Source organism: Massilia sp. Bi118 (assembly GCF_918697865.1).
Taxonomy (GTDB): Bacteria; Pseudomonadota; Gammaproteobacteria; order Burkholderiales; family Burkholderiaceae_D; genus Telluria.
Map to the genome: position 1 here is coordinate 305492 of NZ_CAKKMV010000003.1, position 17619 is coordinate 323110.

A 17619-nucleotide genomic window follows, 5' to 3' on the forward strand; every position below is an offset into this window, starting at 1 on the left:
CGCTCAGGTTTTTGCATCCTGCCAGCCACCGCCCAGCGCCTTGTACAAGGACACCGTCGCCTGCAGGCGCCTGAGTTTCAGGATGCCGATATCGTTCTGCACGTCCGACAAGGCGCGCTGGGTATCGAGGACCGTCATCAGGTCCTCGGCCCCGGCCTTGTAGCGGATTTCCGCCAGTTCGTAGGCCTGGCGCGCCTGCTCCAGTTCCGCCGTCATCAGGCGCCGCTGCTCGTCCAGGCTGCGGATCTGGCCCAGCGCCGTATCGACTTCCGACAAGGCGGCAATCACGGTCGCGCGATACACCTGGATCAGTTCCTGTTTGCGGGCGACGGCGAGATCGCGTTCCCGCTTCAGCCGCCCGCCGTCGAAGATCGGCGCGACCAGCGAGGCGCTGACATTGGCGAGCAGATTCGGCGCGTTCAGCAGCGACAGCAAGGCGCTGCTCTGCGTGCCCATCGCGCCGGTCAGGCGAATGCTGGGGAGCAGGTTGGCCCGCGCGACGGCGACGTTGGCATTGGCGGCGGCCAGGTTCGCTTCGGCACGGTGGATATCGGGCCGGCGCGACAGCAGCTCGGACGGCAAGCCAGGAGACACCTCCGGCAGCCTGATCGAGTCCAGTCCCTGCTGGCCGACGGAGAAGGTTTGCGGCGTCTTGCCGAGCAGGATGGCCAGGGCCGCCTGTGCTTCGCGCTCCTGCTGCACCAGGTCCGGTATCTTCGATTTCTGCTGCGCCACGGCGGAGCGCTGGCGCGCCAGGTCGAGCGAGGAAGCTGCGCCGGCGTTCTTCTGCGCTTCCACCAGGGTCAGGACATGCTCGGCATTCGCGACGTGCCCGCGCGCGACGGCAAGCCGGTCACGCAGCGACAGCACCTGCAGATAGGTCGAGACGATGCCGCTGGTGACCGTCAGGGCCACGGTCTGGCGGTCGAAGCGGTTGGCCTCGAGCGAGGCTTCCGCCGACGCCACGCCCGCCTTGTTCCTGCCCCAGAAATCGACTTCGTAGGAGACCTGCACGCCGCTGTCGGCGGAGGTGCTGGCGCTGCCGCTTCGGAGCGGCACCGCGCGGTTGGCGTCGCTGTAGAACGTTGCGTTGGGCAGCAGCGACACGCCGGCAATGCGCGCCTCGGCCTCCGCCTGCCGCACGCGCGCGAGTGCGCCCGCGAGTTCCAGGTTGCTGGACTGGCCCTCATCGACCAGCTGCGTCAGTTCAGGGCTGCCGAAGCGCTGCCACCAGTTCTTGTCGGGCCACGCCGGATGGTCCGGGGTTCCAGCGGCCGTCCAGCCGGCAGGCAGGTCGACCTTGGGCGGCGGCTCCGCGATCGGGGCGCGGCTGGCGCATCCTGCCAGCACGGCGCAAGCCAGGAGAGACGAGGTCAAGGCGCGATACGTCATGGCCTGCCTCAGGAACCCGATGCCACGGCCGGCTTCGTGCCGGCCTCGAACGCGGCCGGCGCCGCCAGCCCGGCGGGCACGGGACCGACCAGCACCTTGTCGCCGGCAGCCAGGCCGGAAAGGATCTGCGCCTGCTGCGCATTCTGCAGGCCGACCTTCACCTTGCGGCTGCTGACGCGCTGGCCGGCGTCCACCACGTTGACCTTGACCTGGCCGTTCTCGTCCGGCGCGCCCAGGCAGTTCGCCGGCAGCAGCAAGGCATCGCGCGCCTGCGCAACCACGAACTGCACCTGGGCGCTCATGCCGCTCATCAGTTCGTGATCAGGGTTCTTTACCTCGAACAGGACAATATAGAAGGCCTGCTTGCCCTGTTCGCCCGTGTCATCGGCCGGAACGGGAATGACCTGGCGCAGCTTGCCCGACCAGTGCTTACCGGGATAGCCGGGGGTCGTGAAACTCGCCGCCATGCCCGGCCGCAAGCGCGTCACATCGCTTTCCGCCACCCGCGCAGCCACCGTCATTTCCGACAGGTCGGCAATCCGGAGCAGCGGCGCGGCGACCTGCGCGGCGCCGAGCATCTGTCCCTTGCGCGCGGCCAGCGCCACCACGGTCCCGCCGATCGGCGCCTTGACCAGCGTTTTCTGGCGCGCTTCCTCGTCGATCTTCAAGCTCGCTTCGAGTTCGTGGATCTGGGCGGTGATCGCGTCGAGGCGCGCGCTGGCGGACGAGGCGTTCATCCGCGCCGATTCGAAGGCTTCCTCGCGCGTCGCGTTCTGCGCTTTCAGCTGGGTCTGGCGCTTGAACTGCAGCTGGGCGAAATCATGCTGTGCGCGCTGGTCGGCGAGTTCGGCCTGCAGCCTGGCCATCTGGGCGCGGTTGCTTTCGACCTTGGTGGCTTGCTGGATCGGGCTGATTTCGAGCAGGGGCTGGTCGGCCTGGACCGTGTCGCCGATGGCGACCGACACGTCCTTCACCTGTCCGCCGATCTGGGCGTAGGCGTCAGCCCATTTGCGGAGCTGGAGTTTGCCTGCCGCCTCGACCGTCTGCTGGATGTCGCTGCGCTGCACGGTGACGGTGTCGAGCTTGAGCGGTGCGGCTGGGGCCGCCGGCGCTGCCGGCCTGGCCGTTTGCGCCAGCACGGGATCGGCGGCCAGCATTGCGGCCAGCGACAGCAGGGCCGCGGCCACGTGGCGGGAAGTTGCGCTGCGCGCGCGGCCGGCCAGCGAGGAGATTCTGTCTTGGTGATCAGCAGCCATGGAACGACATCGGCAAAATGCCGAGTATACACTTTACCGGCAGCGGATCGGGCACCTTGCACAACTTGATCCGAGGGGTTGCCTTTTCATCCAGTCGAACCCGGCTCCACATTATGAAATGACGAGCAGAACTTCAGCGTAGCGCAATTCCATTCCGCAAAATATTGTTCCACATTGCGATAAGGCATTCATAAGCCTTTGATATTTATGGCTAATATTCTATTTCAACTCTTATATAAGACATAAGATGCAAGTACTTAAGTCACTTATGATGAACCCATGCAGCTTCCACCAGTTTCGAATCACTTTTCATGGAGTTCATCATGTCTCAGTACCAAAACGATATCCAGTCCATCACCGGTCTCAAACAGCAGCAAGGCAGCGGATGGGATGCGATCAATCCGGAATCCGCGGCCCGCATGCGCGCGCAGAACCGCTTCCAGACCGGCCTCGATATCGCCCGCTACACGGCCGGCATCATGCGCCGCGACATGGCGAACTACGACGCCGATCCGTCCATGTACACCCAGTCGCTGGGATGCTGGCACGGCTTCATCGGCCAGCAAAAACTCATCTCCATCAAGAAGCACTTCAACAATACCGACCGGCGTTACCTGTATCTGTCGGGCTGGATGGTGGCCGCGCTGCGCTCCGAATTCGGTCCCCTGCCTGACCAGTCGATGCATGAGAAGACCGCGGTGGCCGCGCTGATCAAGGAGCTGTACACCTTCCTGCGCCAGGCGGATGCGCGCGAGCTCGGCGGATTGTTCCGGCAGCTGGATAGCGCGGAAGGCGCGGCCCGCCAGGCGATCCAGGACAAGATCGACAACTTCGTCACCCACGTGGTGCCTATCATTGCCGACATCGATGCCGGCTTTGGCAATGCCGAGGCAACCTACCTGATGGCCAAGCAGATGATCGAGGCCGGCGCCTGCTGCATCCAGATCGAAAACCAGGTGTCGGACGAGAAGCAGTGCGGCCACCAGGACGGCAAGGTCACCGTGCCGCATGAGGATTTCCTGGCGAAGATCCGCGCGGTGCGCTACGCCTTCCTCGAACTGGGCGTGGACGACGGCATCATCGTGGCGCGCACCGACTCGCTGGGCGCCGGACTCACCAAGCAGATCGCCTATACCCGGGAACCGGGCGACCTGGGCGACCAGTACAACAGCTTCCTGGACGTCGAGGAGGTGTCGACCGAGGACATGGCGAACGGCGACGTGGTCATCAAGCGCGACGGCAAGCTGCTGCGTCCGAAGCGCCTGCCGAGCAACCTGTTCCAGTTCCGCGAAGGCACCGGCGAGGCACGCTGCGTGCTCGACTGCATTACCTCGCTGCAGAACGGCGCGGATCTGCTGTGGATCGAAACCGAAAAGCCGCACATCGCGCAAATCGGCGGCATGGTCAAGGAAATCCGCAAGCGCATCCCGAACGCCAAGCTGGTGTACAACAACAGCCCGTCCTTCAACTGGACGCTGAATTTCCGCCAGCAGGTCTTCGACAGCATGAAGGCCGAGGGCGCCGACCTGTCCGCCTACGAGCGTTCGCAGCTGATGAGCGCCGAATACGACGCCTCGGAACTGGCGCGCGTTGCCGACGAACGCATCCGCACCTTCCAGGCCGATGCCGCGCGTGAAGCGGGGATCTTCCACCACCTGATCACGCTGCCGACCTACCATACCGCCGCGCTGTCGACCGATAACCTGGCGAAGGAATACTTTGGCGACCAGGCGATGCTCGGCTATGTGGCCGGCGTGCAGCGCAAGGAGATCCGCCAGGGGATCGCCTGCGTCAAGCACCAGAACATGTCCGGCTCGGACCTGGGCGACGATCACAAGGAATACTTCAGCGGCGAGGCCGCGCTGAAGGCATCCGGCAAGCACAACACGATGAACCAGTTCTGAGCGAAACAAGGAAGAACGATGCGCAAAATGAACGACGAAACCTGCGACATAGTCGCACGCGCCACGCGAGGGTGCGGCAAGCCGCCGCTTGCCGCACGCGTCGGGATCATCGGCGCCGGCACCTCTGGCGTCAGCCTGGCCGTGAATTTTCTGAACGCCGGCATTCCCGTCACGCTGTTCGAAGTCGAGCGCATCCTGCTCGACGAGGGCATCGCGAGCGCCGGCGACCAGCGCATGTTCCTGCTGTCCGGCACCCTCGAGCTCCATCACTTGAAAGACTGCGATCTGATTCTGCAGGTTTCGGAGGATGCAGGCGCCGACCTGTTCCAGCGGCTGGGTGAATTCGCCAAGCCGGGCGCGATCCTGGTGACCACGACGCTGGAGCCCAAGGCCAGTTATATTGCCGGCTTTACACGGCGTCCCGATGCCGTGCCGGACGCGCTTTTCGCCGGCACCTCGCGCGCATGCATTGCGTGGCAATTCGTATGCAGGAACGGGACGACTGCCGAAACGCTCTCCAGCGCAATCGTCCTGTCCCGGGCGCTGTGCAATGAGGCGAAGCTTGGCGAGGTCTATGTTGGTTCTGCGCGGGGATTACGCGGAGCAGGTATTCCTGCTCCGCGCCGCTGAAGATGGGTAAGGGTCGGCGCCGCCGGCCCTACCGTTACGCTTACGCTGTCGCCCGCGCGCTGGCGCGGCCGTTCCGGCGCGTCATGGTGACCACGAAGACCAGGCCGGTCAGCATCAGCATCCAGTCGGTCGGTTCCGGCACCTCGGTCAGGCTCAGCAGCGAGGAGGTCGAAGCAAGGTCGACGCCCGTCTTCGACAGCGAGAAGTTCAGCACGCCATTCGGATCGCCGATGGGGGCGGAGTTCGAGTCGTACAGCGCTATCGAGAAGTAGCTATTGCTGTCAAAAGCGCTGACGAATCCGAGGAATTCTTCCGAGAAATTCAGGTCGAACGCAAACGGACCGCTGACCGCGAGGTACAGATCGTTGTAGGCGCCGGCGTTGCCGATAACAAAACTGTCCGATGTCCCGCCGACCGCGCCCTGACGGTCGAGCTCGACAAGTGGCGTGCCGGTAAAGTGAGACAGCGTCGCCGTCACAGGGGCGGCGCCGTCGATGCTGCCAAACACGAGATCGATGTAGGCGATGTCCGCGGTGGCGGTATCGGCGATGCCGATGTGGTAAGTCGGCAGCACGGTGGCGCCGGCCGTCAGGCTCGCGGCAGCCAGGCCCAGTGCCAGCACGACATGACGCAGGTGTTTTTGAATGTTGAACATGTGATTTCCTTAGAGAGTGCCGGAGTAGATGACGGCCTTGTAGCCGATCGAGCCTTTGCTAGGGTTGGAGAAGATGACCGTGACCGATGCGGCTTGACCCGGCGCGAACGCGCCATTGGGGAAGGTCACGTACGGCGCGCCGCTGTGGGTGCCCGAGGCGTTGTCGATCGAGACGCCCGTCGTCAGGTTGTCGAACTCAACGCTGACCGGGCCGCTGATGCTTGCCGCCGTCTTGTTGGTCAAGGTATAGGTCACGCTGAACTTCTGGGTGGCACGGTTGTAGACCGGACCCACGCTGGTCACCCCGAAGCTGGCAGTGACATCGGTAACGCAGCTATGGAGCGGCGTCGACGTATTACGCGGCGCCACCGGCATGACCGTGAAATCCTTGCTGTTGTTGTCGGTATCGACGCATGCATTGGTGCGGAAGGCCGCCGTCGCCGGCGACAGCGTCGCGGTAGGCGCACCACCCTCGGCAGGCGTTGCGCCGCTGCCGAATGCCACCCAGTCGATCACGTTCGCGCTCGTCGGCGTCGCGGAGGCGGGCAATGCAGTCGTGCCCTTGACCAGGGCCACCTTGCCGGCCGTTCCGGACATATTGATCGCGCCCGTCGCATCCGCAGCAGGGAGTGCGGACCCGTTGGCGCCGCCCGAAAATTCCGAAATCAGGAAATATTGCCCAGGTTGCAGTGTCTTCGCCGGTAGCGCCGTGTTATTGGTCCACGACGTGCCCCCCGACGAGGCATATTGCACGCTCAGGCCGCTCAAAGATACCGGCGCCGAGGTCGGGTTGAAGATTTCGATGTAATCGTTCTTGAGCGCTGCGTTGTTATTACCGCCGGCGCCATAAATCTGGCTGATCACCAGGTGGGCAGAACCGGGGGCGGGCGTGCCTGCCGTATTGTCGACCGTGAATGCAAAGGCACTCGACGTGCCGATATTGTTGGAGGCGTCGTAGGCCTTGGTCACGAGGCTGTGGCTGCCTTTGGTCAGCAGCGTGGAGTCGTAGGCCAGCGTGTACGGCGCCGCCGTGCTGGAACCGACCAGGCTGCCGTCGAGATAGAACTCGACCTTGGTCACGCCGACGTTGTCGGTGGCCGTGGCGTTGAGGCTGATGCGGCCAGCGCTACCCGTCACGCTGGCGGAGACGCTAGGTGCAATCGGGTCGAAGATCGTATTGCTGACCGTGAAGGCGACCGGGGCCGACTTGCCGATATTATTGGACGCGTCGTAAGCCCAGGCGACCAGGGTGTGGCTGCCGTTCGACAGTTTGGTCGAATCGAGCGTGGCCGAATAGGGGGTCACGCCGGTGCCCGCGATCAGGTTGCCGTCGACATAGAACTCGACCACGGTCACGCCCTTGTCGTCGCTGGCGTTGGCCGACAGCGTGATGTTGCCACTGCTGCCGGAGACGCCGGCGCTGACAGTCGGGAGCACCAGATCGCCGCTGCCCGCCACCTGGGTCACCCAGATCGGCGCCGACCACAGGATGTTGCCGTCGTTCTGGGTCACTTTGGCGTAGTAGAAATGCTCGCCAAGGGTCGGGGTGAACGCCTGCGATGCGCCCGTTCCCAGCACGGTGACGGTGCCATTGCGGCCCGGCACGCCTTCGTAGAAGGTCACCGTCGAGGCCGACTTGCCATTGGTATTCGAATAGTTCGCGGTCAAGGCAAGCGAGCCGTAATTGGTGATGCGCTCGCCCATCATATGGGTCTCGCCCACCGTCGCACCGTTGCCCTTGCTGGTGAGGATCAGTTGCGAAGCCTTGTCCATGGTCGCGAACACGCGGCGCGCCTTGATGGCCTCGATAAAGCTGGCGTTGGTGAACGCGGCGCCGGCCGGGATCAGGATACCGGTGCGGTTGGTGTAGGACGCGCCCCAGTTGGCGCAGTGGTTATCCTGGTCGCTCGTGAACGCGATGTGGAAACCCGCCTCGAGCGCCTTGTTGCAGGCGCCCTCGTAGCTGCTGCGGCCCGTTTCCGTTTCCGTCGTGTTGACCGAGAAGGCCGAGGTGTTGAGCACTTCGCACAAGGCCATCGCGGTGTCGCCGTCCGCCGTATAGCCGAGCGCCTTGCCATTGACGAGGAACTGGCCGCTGCTGGAAGGGTGATTGAACTGGCCGACCCAGCCGCGCTGGGCCATCAGCGTGTACAGGCCGGCGTAGTCGCCCTTGGCCGTGAACGTGTCGCCGATCAGCGCGCCGCTGCTGTTGTATTCCCACTCCAGCAGGTCCGGCGAGTTGAAGATGTTCATGTGACCGCCGTTATTGATCACGCCCCATTCCAGGCCGTAGACGCCGAGGAAGTTCGGGTTGGCCGCATTGAAATCGGCGGCCGCCTTCAGGCCCGACTGGTACAGCGCGCGCGCCTTGGCGGCGTCGGCGCCGGTATTGGTGCCGTCGGAGCCGTCGTACATGTGGTTATGCTCGGAGGCCATCAGGAAGTCCAGGCCCTTGTTCTTCGCATAGGCGTAGGCCTCGGCCGGGCCGCCGGCGGTGCCCGCCTGGGGATTCTGGGCGCCCGAGCAGCTCGCCAGGGCGCCGCCGCCGTCGCTGTGGTTGGTCTGGCTGTGCAGGTTGCCGTAATAGACCGTGAAGGGCAGCGAGGTCATGGCTGCCACCGAAGCGCGCGTGTTCGTCTCCTGCACCATGCCGTTCACGGTGCTGGTGCTGCTGGTGCTGGCGGCGCTGGTCGTCCGCGCGCGGAGCGCCGACATGCCGGACGTATCTGCCACCGACGGCTCGCCGACGACGATATCCCATGTCTGTACTTCGGCGTCTTCGGCGGCGGCGAGGACGGCGTCGATGCCCTCGGCGCTCGTGTCGGGGCCCTCGTCGGTCGTCGGCCTGGCCACCGCGGCCATGCGCACCGTGTAGACGCCATCGGCCAGGCTTGGGTCGCCGTTGCGTGCGGCCCAGTCGATGTTGACCTTGCGCGGCGCGCCGGTCAGGCGTTCGATGCCCTGCCAGCGCTGCACGATGTTGCCCCGCGCATCGAGCAGTTCGAGGCGCCAGGTAATGTCCTGGGCGCTTTCAACGAAGGGATAGGAAAAACTGAGGGTAAAGCTGCGGCTGCCTTGCGTGTCGCCCGCGTACGGTGCGTATAGCGTGGCTTCGAATTCGCGATGATCCTGCTTGAAGTCTTGCGCCAAGGCACCAAAATTGATTGCCGCCAATGCCATCGCGAGCAGTGCGCGACGGGGCAAACCTTGCTTGCCAACCTGATTTTTTCCGTTCATGACCTGAGCCTCTTCGTTGTTATACGTTTTGAAACTTTTGTGCCCGTTGTGCAAGATGCATTAATAAATTTATTCATGCAAATACAATTTCTTCATCTATCAGGGAGCTTGCGACCAAAGGGCGCATTTCCTTGTGGAAAGTTGAAGTCTTTGACAAAACTTAATGTGCTAAAAAAAGTAATAGGTTTTACAAAATTGTCAATCTTGAAACCCTGGCGCCACACCCCCGTGCAAAGGCAAGGTGAATAATGCAAACAGGAATTCCTATTGGCGTTGCATATTACCTACCTCAAAAGACAAGATCATGACGAATGCTTGGTCCGAACGGGCCAATGGAAAAGTGTCGAAAAGGCAATTCACGCGACGCGTGGCAGAAGCGCGTCCAGGCCGCAGATTGCGACGAAAAGTGTGGGGATTGCCAACGCGCCGGGAGGGTGGATACTGGCGCCGGGAGTGCGCCATGAATCGTCGAGCCCAGCGGAGCGTCCTTTGAGGTCGTCGGTATGTGGTCTACGAGGTACGCGATGGACGGTTCGCCCATATGGCGATGATCCGCGATGCCGACGCTGTCAAGCGTCAGCCGGGCGCACTACCAGCTGAGCTGGCCATATGGTGTAGACGGCGTTGCAAGCCGTTTTTCTCCTTTTACAAAACAAGAGTTAGCCCAGAACCGCGGTTTGCACCGCGTCAGTTCGCTCTTTCAGCCCCTCACAAAGCGTCAGAACAGGTCCCCACCCTGCCCTATCAGTCGCATTGGCCTAACGCCGCTGCGTCCCCGGATCCGTATCGTCGAAGTCCATGGTGCCGGTATCGACGTCAGCAGCAGTGGGCTGTCCGAACAGTTTGAGCCAGGTAAAGCCGGCCAGACCCGCTGTAAGCGACGCGACCAGAATCGCCATCTTCGACGCGTTGACAATGCCCGGGTCGGCGGTGAATGCCAGGTTCGTGATGAAGATCGACATCGTAAATCCGATACCGCCCAGGATGCCCGCCCCGGCCACATGACGCCAGCTCAGGTCGAGCGGGAGTCGGCACAGGCCGAGCAGGACCGCGGCAAGGCAGGTCAGCGTGATGCCGAGCGGCTTGCCGAGCACGAGTCCGGCGATGATGCCAAGACTGTTGGGCGACATCAGGTCCTCCACCCAGCCCGTCCCGATCACGATGCCGGTATTGGCAAGCGCAAAGATCGGGAGGATGAGGAAGGCAACCGGAAAGTGCAGGACATGTTCGAGCCGGTGCGAAGGCGAGCGTGCATCGTCCTGGGTGCTGGAAAACGGGATGGCGAACGCCAGCAGCACGCCCGCAATCGTCGCGTGTACACCGGACTTCAGCATCAGGAACCACATCAGCGCGCCGCCGGCAAGGTAAGGCGCCAACGCGACAATGCGCAGCCGTTTGTTCATCAGGAGAAGCACGGCGAACACGCCGAGCGCACCGCCAAGGTAGGCCAGCGAAAGCCCATTGGTGTAGAACAATGCAATGACGACGATGGCGCCCAGGTCGTCCATGACGGCGAGCGCAGTCAGGAAGACCTTGAGCGAGGCAGGCACGCGCTTGCCGAGCAGCGCCAGCACGCCAAGGGCGAAGGCGATGTCGGTGGCCATCGGAATTCCCACCCCAGCCTGGCTGGGCAGGCCATGATTCCACATGAAATGGATCAGTGCGGGGGCGGCGATGCCTCCTGCTGCGGCCAGGATGGGCAGAAGCGCATTGCGGAAATTCGACAACTCGCCACAGTACAACTCGCGCTCCAGCTCCAGTCCGATGAGCAGGAAGAAAATCGCCATCAATGCGTCGTTGACCCAGAGTTCCATGCTCAATCCAGCGACTTGCAGGTGCCAGAAGTGCAGGTAATCCTGGCCAAGCGGCGAATTTGCCAGCAACAGCGAGATGGCCGTGCACGCGATCAATACAATGCCGCCGGCCTTTTCCGATTCGAAGAAGCGGGTGAATGTCTGCGATAGAGCGCGCTGGACGATGGTCATGCGGCCCTCCCCTGCGATACGGGGAAGGTGTTCGGGAATGGGAAATCGAGGTTCTTCATGGGCGAGCGAATGACGCGCGGCGGCCCGACCTGACGCATCCCTGCTACACGACATTGTGTAAGCACCCGTCGAAAGTATAGCCGATTTGCCATCCCATCGACGACAGCACGACTTCGCCGGACGCCAAAGCTCATGTGCCGCTGCGCTCGTCGTTCTTGCGAACGATGCGCTGGCGGCTCGCCGCCATCAGCACCTTGGCATCACCGCTGCCGGTTCGCACCTTCAGCCAGTCGCCGACGCGCGCCACCTCGCTCTTCTTCGGCATGCGGCGGCAGTCCGCATTCAGGAAGGGAACCGGCTTCGCCGCTCCGCCGTCGGCGGACCAGGCGCGCCCAACCAGGGTGTTTCCGCATTGCGGATACTGGGCCTCGAATTCCAGGGCCACGGCATTCGCCTGCGCCTTCCATTCGCGCTCCCTGTCGAGCTCCTCCTTGAGCGTCGCGAGCGCCACCTCCTTTTCCTGCAGCGCCTGCTGGTTGTTGCGAACGATGTCAGCCAGGATGTCCGCCTTCAGCATCCCGACGTCGATCTTGTTGTCTGCTCCTTCGGCCTGGTGGACGAACAGTTTCGCTTCGCGTAGTCCCGCATTTGCCATGCGCCCCTCGATGGCCTTGATGGCTGGCTCCGTAAGTCGCGGGCCGATCAGCGTCACTTCGACGTCGCGCGTCCCCGGCGCGATGCGCGTCTCGAGCACATGTACCTTCGCCCCCCTGAATTCCCTGCGTACGAAATCGCGCGCGCGGCTGCTGAAAACTTCGTTGTCAACCAGGCGCACGGCGAGATAAATGCTGGGCAGTCCCGTGATCAGGACGATGGCCAGCAAGGCGCGTTTGACCCTGCGCTCGCGGCCTGGCTCGACGAACTTGCGATGCGGCAACCGCAAGAAGTCGATCACGATGACCGAGGAGAATGCGATGAACACACAGTTAATCGAGAACAGATAAAAGGCCCCGGCGAAGACCGGCCATTGGCCATTCGCCAGGCCGTAGCCTGCCGTGCACAGGGGCGGCATCAGTGCGGTGGCGATCGCCACGCCCGGAATCACATTCGACTTCTCGCGCCGCGTCTGTCCAATGATCCCGGCCAGGCCGCCGGCCAGCGCGATCAACACGTCCCACAGCGAGGGCGTGGTGCGTGCGAGCAGTTCGGACTGCGCTTCCGCCAGCGGCGTGACCAGGAAGTAAAGGGTCGACGTCAGCAGACTGATACCGGCCGCGATCGCCAGGTTCACCAGCGAACGCCGGATCAGCGGAAAGTCGAAGATGCCGATGCCGTAGCCGAGTCCGACGATCGGCCCCATGAGCGGCGACACGAGCATGGCGCCGATGATCACGGCAGTCGAATTGGTATTCAAGCCGATGGACGCGATGAGGATCGCCAGCATCAGGATCCATGGCGTGGCGCCCTGCAGTTCCACGCCGGCACGGATGCCACGGTCGATGTCGGCATCGTCGGCCTTGTCGTCCAGCAGACTGAAGCGGTGGGCAATCGCTGCTTTCAGCGAAGGAGAATCGGGTCGGGAATCAGGTGCGTTCATTGGTTGGGGAGGTCGGGAATCATGGCAAGCGCCGGGAATTTTCACGTAAATTCTTTATTTGCACAAATGTTTCTCGCTCATTGGTGGGGCCGCGCACACGGATTTGGCACGGCGCTCCAGTAAGATAGCCATCAGGCGCCATGAATACCGTACGAAAACGGGTGCCCGCACCTTGACCGGAAGATTCATACAATGACAGACTCCTCGCCAAATGAAACCGCAGCCACAGGCGGACGTCGCTGGATCCAGGTGAATCCGCCTGTATTCTTCGTGTCGGCGGTACTGATCCTCGCTTTCGCCGCCGCCGCGGCGCTGTTCCCGCGACGTATCGGCAGCCTGTTCGATACGCTCCAGGCCGGTATCGTGCGCGATTTCGGCTGGTTCTACATCCTGTCCGTTGCGTTCTTCCTGATCTTCGTGATTTTCCTGATGTTGAGCCGTTACGGCGACGTCAAGCTCGGACCCGATGACAGCGAGCCCGAATACAGCTACCTGTCCTGGCTCGCCATGCTGTTCAGCGCCGGCATGGGCATCGGGCTGCTGTTCTTCGGAGTTGCAGAGCCGATCCAGCACTATGCTTTACCCCCGGTGGGACAAGGACGCACGATCGACGCCGCGCGCCAGGCGATGGTGCTGACCTTCTTCCACTGGGGACTACATGCCTGGGCGATCTACATCGTGGTCGGCCTGGCGCTCGCCTACTTCGCCTTCCGGCGCGGCCTGCCGCTTACCTTGCGGTCGAGCCTCTTTCCCCTGATCGGCAAACACATCCACGGACCGGCAGGCCACGCGATCGACATTTTCGCGGTATTGGGCACGATGTTCGGCGTGGCGACCTCGCTGGGCTTCGGCGTACTGCAGGTGAACGCGGGCTTCGCCCATCTGTTCGGGCTGCCGGTCAATCCGCAGGTGCAGATCATCCTGATCGCCGTCATCACCGGCATGGCCACGCTCTCGGCAGGAACGGGACTGGACAAGGGGGTAAAGCGGCTGTCGGAGCTCAACATCATCCTGGCCATCGCGCTCCTCCTGTTCGTCCTCGCAGTGGGTTCGACGGTATTCCTGCTCGAAGCCTATGTGCAGAACATCGGCACCTACCTGGGCGAAGTCGTGCAGCGCACTTTCCGCATGTATGCCTACGAGCCCAATGCCTGGCTCGGCAAGTGGACGCTGTTCTACTGGGGCTGGTGGATTTCGTGGTCGCCTTTCGTCGGCATGTTCATCGCCCGGATCTCGCGCGGGCGCACGATCCGCGAATTCGTCGGCAGCGTGCTGCTGGTGCCGGTCCTTTTCACTTTCCTGTGGATGACGGTTTTCGGCAACACCGCGATCCGGCTCGACCTCGGCGGTGTGGCGCCCATCGTCCAGACCGTCGCCGATAATCTCCCGGTCGCCTTGTTCGAAGTGCTCGAGCAACTGCCGCTGTCGACGATCGCTTCGGGACTCGCAACGATGCTGGTCATTACATTTTTTGTCACCTCGGCCGATTCGGGCGCCCTGGTCATCGACATGATCACGTCGGGCGCGGCGCCGAATCCGCCCGTCTGGCAGCGCATCTTCTGGGCTGTCTGCGCAGGGCTGGTGGCGGCCGTGCTGCTCCTGGCAGGCGGTCTGCAGGCACTGCAAACCGCCGCCCTGGCGAGTGCGTTGCCTTTCGCGGTGGTGATGCTGCTCATGTGTTACGGCTTGCTGCGCGCCCTGCAGACGGAATCGGAGGGGTCGGCGATCGACCTGTCGATCGCCGCCGACACACCGCCGGAGGTCAGCCTGAGCTGGCAGCAGCGCCTGTCCAGCATCACCAGCTTCTACAAGCAGTCCGACATCGCAGCCTTTCTTGGCGGGCCCGGACACACCGCGCTCGCGGCGGTAGCCGCACAGTTGCATGAAAGCGGGCTGGCGCCCGCACTCACGGAAAGCGACGGCCGTCTCGACCTCGATGTGCCGCACGGCGACCGGGGGACCTTCCGCTACACGATCCGCGCACGCAGCTTTCTCGCACCGAATTTCGCCTGGGCCGAGTCAAAGGCCGGGAATCCCGATACCCGGCACTACCGGGCAATGGCCTACAGCTCCGAAGGCGATCAGCAACACGACGTCACTGGGTATACGCAGGAACAGCTGATCAACGACTTGCTGAACCGTTATGCCCGGTTCAGGCATGCGCGACGAATGCCTTGAGACGCCACTTGCAGCGACAGTCGGGGAATCAGATTCTCGTTGTATCCAGGACCTGGCGCACGAAACCTACCGCTTCCAATTTCTCCCGCTGGGATCGTCGTCCGCTGGGCCGGTGATCAATCCGGGACCAAGCTTGCGGAGCCAGGCGCCCCAACCGGATTTCAGATCGTCCTCGAATAACGCAGGCGCTGCAGCGGCACGGCTTCCGGCATGCCGAAGTACTTGTCGAACACCATGCACACGTTGCGGATCAGCAGCCGCCCCTTGCGGCTGACCTGGAGCCCGTCCGGCCGCAGTTCGAGCAGGCCCTCGGCGCCGAGCGCCGCCAGCTGCGCCAGCTCGGCCGCGAATCCGGCGCTGAAGTCGATTCCCCAGCGCTGTTCCAATGCACCGAAGTCCAGCTCGAAATTGCACATCAGCTGCTGGATGATGTCGCGCCGCGCGAGATCGTCGGCCGACAGGCGGAACCCGCGCGCGACGGGCAGCACGCCTTCGTCCAGGCGCGCGTAATACGCCTCGAGGGATTTTTCGTTCTGGCTGTAGGTGCCGTTGACGGCGCTGATCGCCGACACGCCGCAGGCGACGGTGTCGATCGCCGCATGCGTCGAATAGCCCTGGAAATTGCGGTGCAGGGTGCCATTGCGCTGCGCGAGCGCGAGCTCGTCGTCCGGTCTCGCAAAATGGTCCATGCCGATGTAGACGTAGCCCGCCGCGCACAGGCGTTCGATGCACAGGCCCAGCATCGCGAGCTTGGTCGCGCCGTCGGGCAGGTCCTCGTCGCGGATCAGCTTCTGGGACTTGAACATCTGAGGCATGTGCGCGTAGTTGTACACCGAGATCCGGTCCGGCGCGGCGTCGATGACCTTGTCCAGCGTCCGCGACATGGTCGCCAGGTTCTGCAGCGGCAGGCCGTAGATCAGGTCGATGCTGACCGAACGGAAGCCCGCCGCCCGCGCCGCCGCAATCGCGTCGCGCGTCATCGCTTCCGGCTGCACGCGGTTGACGGCGCGCTGCACGTCCTCGTCGAAGTCCTGCACGCCGAGGCTCAGGCGGTTGAAACCCTGGCGCCGCAGGGAGTGGATGCGCCCGGCATCGACCGTGCGCGGATCGATCTCGATCGAGTATTCGCCGGCTTCGTCGTCGGCGAATTCAAAGCGGCTGCGCAGGAAATCCATCAGCGCGCCCATCTGCGCGTCACTCAGGTAAGTCGGGGTGCCGCCGCCGAAGTGCAGCTGTTCGACCGGGCCGCAGGCGGCAAACAGGCTGGCCTGCATGTCGATCTCGCGCACCAGGTAGCCGAGGTATTTCGCTGCCTTGCTGCGGTCGTGCGTGATGATCTTGTTGCAGGCGCAGTAATAGCACAGGGACTCGCAGAACGGCACGTGCACGTAAAGCGAGAGCGGGCGGCCGGGCATGCCGCCCCAGGCCGCCGCCGCGAAGTCGATCGCGGAAAAGCCGGCGCTGAAGCGGTCGGCGGTGGGATAGGAGGTGTAGCGGGGCCCGCGCTGGCTCATGCGGGAAATCAGCTCGGGATCGAAATCGACGGTGGGATGCATATGAAGCCTGTGGTTGGTTCAGCCTTCGCGGCCATCGGGGCGCGGGGCAATCAGCAGCGGCAGATAGGCCGCGAGGTAAGTCAGGAAGCAGGCGCTCCAGCACACGGCGGCCGCTACCAGCCAGGGCATGCGCGAGGACGGCGCCACCGCGGCCGCGAAGCGGGCCAGCACGGCGCCCTGCGCCAGCACGTACATCAGCGTCTCGGCGCGGCCTGCCTTCAGCGGCCGGCCGGTGTGGCCGAGGGCGGTGCGTGTGATCATGCCGATCACCAGGCCGGCCAGCGAGCCGACGGTCAGCAGGTGCAGCGCGGCGCTCGGCGCGACGACACCGTACTGGGCCAGCGCCAGCGCCACGAAACCGAGCGGAATCCAGGCATACGACAGGTGGAGGATCCACAGCAGCGGGTTGCGCCAGGTGCGCCATGGCTTCCAGCCGGCCAGTCGCAGGGCCTGGGCTGCCGCTGCCGCCAGCGCCAGCGCCGCGGTGAACGGCGCCGGCAGGCCGGCGGTCCAGGCGGCGCCCGCCAGCACGGTCAGCGCCAGCGCGGCCTTGTCGCGCCGGGCATCCTGCACCGGCTTGGTCCCGGGCACGGCGTTGGCGGTGAACATGGGGATCACGCGGCCGCCAATCACCGCCTCGATCGCCACGATCAGCACGATGGCGCCGTGGACCGGCGCCAGCGGGTCGAGATGCAGCCAGCCCAGCGCGGCGGCGTGGTACAGGACGTTCGACAGCGCCAGCAAGCCGAGCAGGACCACCAGGAACATGTTGCGGCGGTTGCCGGACTGCTTCAGCACCCGGTAGAGGGGAAGCGCGGCAAGCGGCAGGAAAGCGGCATCCACGAACGCTGCCATCAGCGGCGGCGCGGCCAGCATGGCGATCCGGCCGGCGACCCAGACCGCTGCGATTGCCGCCAGCTGCCGGCCGCGCGGCGTCCACAGCCTGGTCCAGTTGTAGCCCGCGGTATAGAGGAAGCCGACGATGACGGCGACCGCGAAGCCGTACACCATTTCATGCATGTGCCACAGCACGTCGATACGGGCCGGGACCTTCCATCCCGCGAGCGCCGCGATCCACAGCGGCACGCTGAGCGCCGCGAAAGCCGCTGCCAGCAGGTAAAAGGGCCGGAAGCCAAGTGCAAACAGGGCCCGGGCGCGGCCCGGCGCCGGTGTGGGGCGTGCTTCTTCGATGCTCATGAGCGCCATGTGTGTTCTCCTAAAGCTGCATT

The 17619-nt window shown here is 63.9% G+C and carries 12 protein-coding genes; 4 read left to right on the plus strand and 8 right to left on the minus strand.

Features of this window, described 5'->3' with window-relative positions:
* Window positions 1–3 precede the first annotated feature (3 nt).
* Window positions 4–1392 (minus strand): efflux transporter outer membrane subunit, encoded by a 1389-nt coding sequence (locus LQV39_RS06040; protein WP_230021275.1) that lies wholly within the window; start codon window positions 1390–1392, stop codon window positions 4–6.
* 8 nt (window positions 1393–1400) lie between these two features.
* Window positions 1401–2648, minus strand: coding sequence for an efflux RND transporter periplasmic adaptor subunit (locus LQV39_RS06045; RefSeq protein WP_230021282.1), 1248 nt, complete (start codon window positions 2646–2648; stop codon window positions 1401–1403).
* Between the two features lie 323 nt (window positions 2649–2971).
* Between LQV39_RS06045 and LQV39_RS06050 the strand changes: the two genes are divergently transcribed.
* Both LQV39_RS06050 and LQV39_RS06055 read left to right on the plus strand, forming a co-directional pair.
* On the plus strand, window positions 2972–4552 hold the full coding sequence (locus LQV39_RS06050) for an isocitrate lyase (RefSeq protein ID WP_230021292.1): 1581 nt from the start codon (window positions 2972–2974) through the stop codon (window positions 4550–4552).
* A gap of 27 nt (window positions 4553–4579) precedes the next feature.
* Window positions 4580–5182: a 3-hydroxyacyl-CoA dehydrogenase NAD-binding domain-containing protein gene (locus tag LQV39_RS06055; RefSeq protein ID WP_230021296.1), complete on the plus strand. Its 603-nt coding sequence runs from the start codon at window positions 4580–4582 to the stop codon at window positions 5180–5182.
* Window positions 5183–5222: 40 nt separating this feature from the next.
* Here LQV39_RS06055 and LQV39_RS06060 read toward each other — a convergent pair whose 3' ends face one another.
* Entirely contained in the window at window positions 5223–5837 is a 615-nt protein-coding gene (locus LQV39_RS06060) for an NF038129 family PEP-CTERM protein (RefSeq protein ID WP_230021303.1), read from the minus strand.
* 9 nt (window positions 5838–5846) lie between these two features.
* Window positions 5847–8987, minus strand: a complete 3141-nt coding sequence (locus LQV39_RS06065) for an Ig-like domain-containing protein (protein ID WP_230021316.1) — start codon at window positions 8985–8987, stop codon at window positions 5847–5849.
* Between LQV39_RS06065 and LQV39_RS06070 the strand changes: the two genes are divergently transcribed.
* Complete coding sequence (locus LQV39_RS06070; RefSeq protein WP_230021322.1) at window positions 8961–9323, plus strand: hypothetical protein; 363 nt, start codon at window positions 8961–8963, stop codon at window positions 9321–9323. The two genes, LQV39_RS06065 and LQV39_RS06070, sit on opposite strands and share 27 nt — an antisense overlap.
* A 509-nt stretch (window positions 9324–9832) precedes the next feature.
* Here the strand turns inward: LQV39_RS06070 and nhaA are convergent.
* Together nhaA and LQV39_RS06080 are read right to left on the minus strand one after the other, a co-directional pair.
* A complete protein-coding gene (gene nhaA / locus LQV39_RS06075; protein ID WP_230021331.1) occupies window positions 9833–11059 on the minus strand; it encodes a Na+/H+ antiporter NhaA in 1227 nt (408 codons plus the stop codon).
* A 190-nt stretch (window positions 11060–11249) separates the two neighbouring features.
* Entirely contained in the window at window positions 11250–12656 is a 1407-nt protein-coding gene (locus LQV39_RS06080) for a TIGR00341 family protein (protein ID WP_230021335.1), read from the minus strand.
* Between the two features lie 192 nt (window positions 12657–12848).
* Between LQV39_RS06080 and LQV39_RS06085 the strand changes: the two genes are divergently transcribed.
* Window positions 12849–14834: a BCCT family transporter gene (locus LQV39_RS06085; protein WP_230021337.1), complete on the plus strand. Its 1986-nt coding sequence runs from the start codon at window positions 12849–12851 to the stop codon at window positions 14832–14834.
* Window positions 14835–14995: 161 nt separating this feature from the next.
* Here the strand turns inward: LQV39_RS06085 and hemN are convergent, their stop codons facing one another.
* Window positions 14996–16390, minus strand: a complete 1395-nt coding sequence (gene hemN, locus LQV39_RS06090) for an oxygen-independent coproporphyrinogen III oxidase (RefSeq protein WP_230021339.1) — start codon at window positions 16388–16390, stop codon at window positions 14996–14998.
* 18 nt (window positions 16391–16408) lie between these two features.
* The gene (locus LQV39_RS06095; protein ID WP_230021342.1) at window positions 16409–17596 is read right to left on the minus strand and encodes an NnrS family protein; all 1188 of its coding nucleotides are present in this window, start codon (window positions 17594–17596) and stop codon (window positions 16409–16411) included.
* Window positions 17597–17619: the final 23 nt, after the last annotated feature.

Excerpts from the sequence above, each read along its gene's own strand:
- hemN (WP_230021339.1), bottom strand. The coding sequence starts at position 16,390 with ATGCATCCCACCGTCGATTTCGATCCCGAGCTGATTTCCCGCATGAGC.
- LQV39_RS06055 (WP_230021296.1), top strand. The coding sequence starts at position 4,580 with ATGAACGACGAAACCTGCGACATAGTCGCACGCGCCACGCGAGGGTGC.
- LQV39_RS06095 (WP_230021342.1), bottom strand. The coding sequence starts at position 17,596 with ATGGCGCTCATGAGCATCGAAGAAGCACGCCCCACACCGGCGCCGGGC.
- LQV39_RS06080 (WP_230021335.1), bottom strand. The coding sequence starts at position 12,656 with ATGAACGCACCTGATTCCCGACCCGATTCTCCTTCGCTGAAAGCAGCG.
- LQV39_RS06060 (WP_230021303.1), bottom strand. The coding sequence starts at position 5,837 with ATGTTCAACATTCAAAAACACCTGCGTCATGTCGTGCTGGCACTGGGC.
- LQV39_RS06040 (WP_230021275.1), bottom strand. The coding sequence starts at position 1,392 with ATGACGTATCGCGCCTTGACCTCGTCTCTCCTGGCTTGCGCCGTGCTG.
- LQV39_RS06045 (WP_230021282.1), bottom strand. The coding sequence starts at position 2,648 with ATGGCTGCTGATCACCAAGACAGAATCTCCTCGCTGGCCGGCCGCGCG.
- LQV39_RS06050 (WP_230021292.1), top strand. The coding sequence starts at position 2,972 with ATGTCTCAGTACCAAAACGATATCCAGTCCATCACCGGTCTCAAACAG.
- LQV39_RS06070 (WP_230021322.1), top strand. The coding sequence starts at position 8,961 with ATGATCCTGCTTGAAGTCTTGCGCCAAGGCACCAAAATTGATTGCCGC.
- LQV39_RS06085 (WP_230021337.1), top strand. The coding sequence starts at position 12,849 with ATGACAGACTCCTCGCCAAATGAAACCGCAGCCACAGGCGGACGTCGC.
- nhaA (WP_230021331.1), bottom strand. The coding sequence starts at position 11,059 with ATGACCATCGTCCAGCGCGCTCTATCGCAGACATTCACCCGCTTCTTC.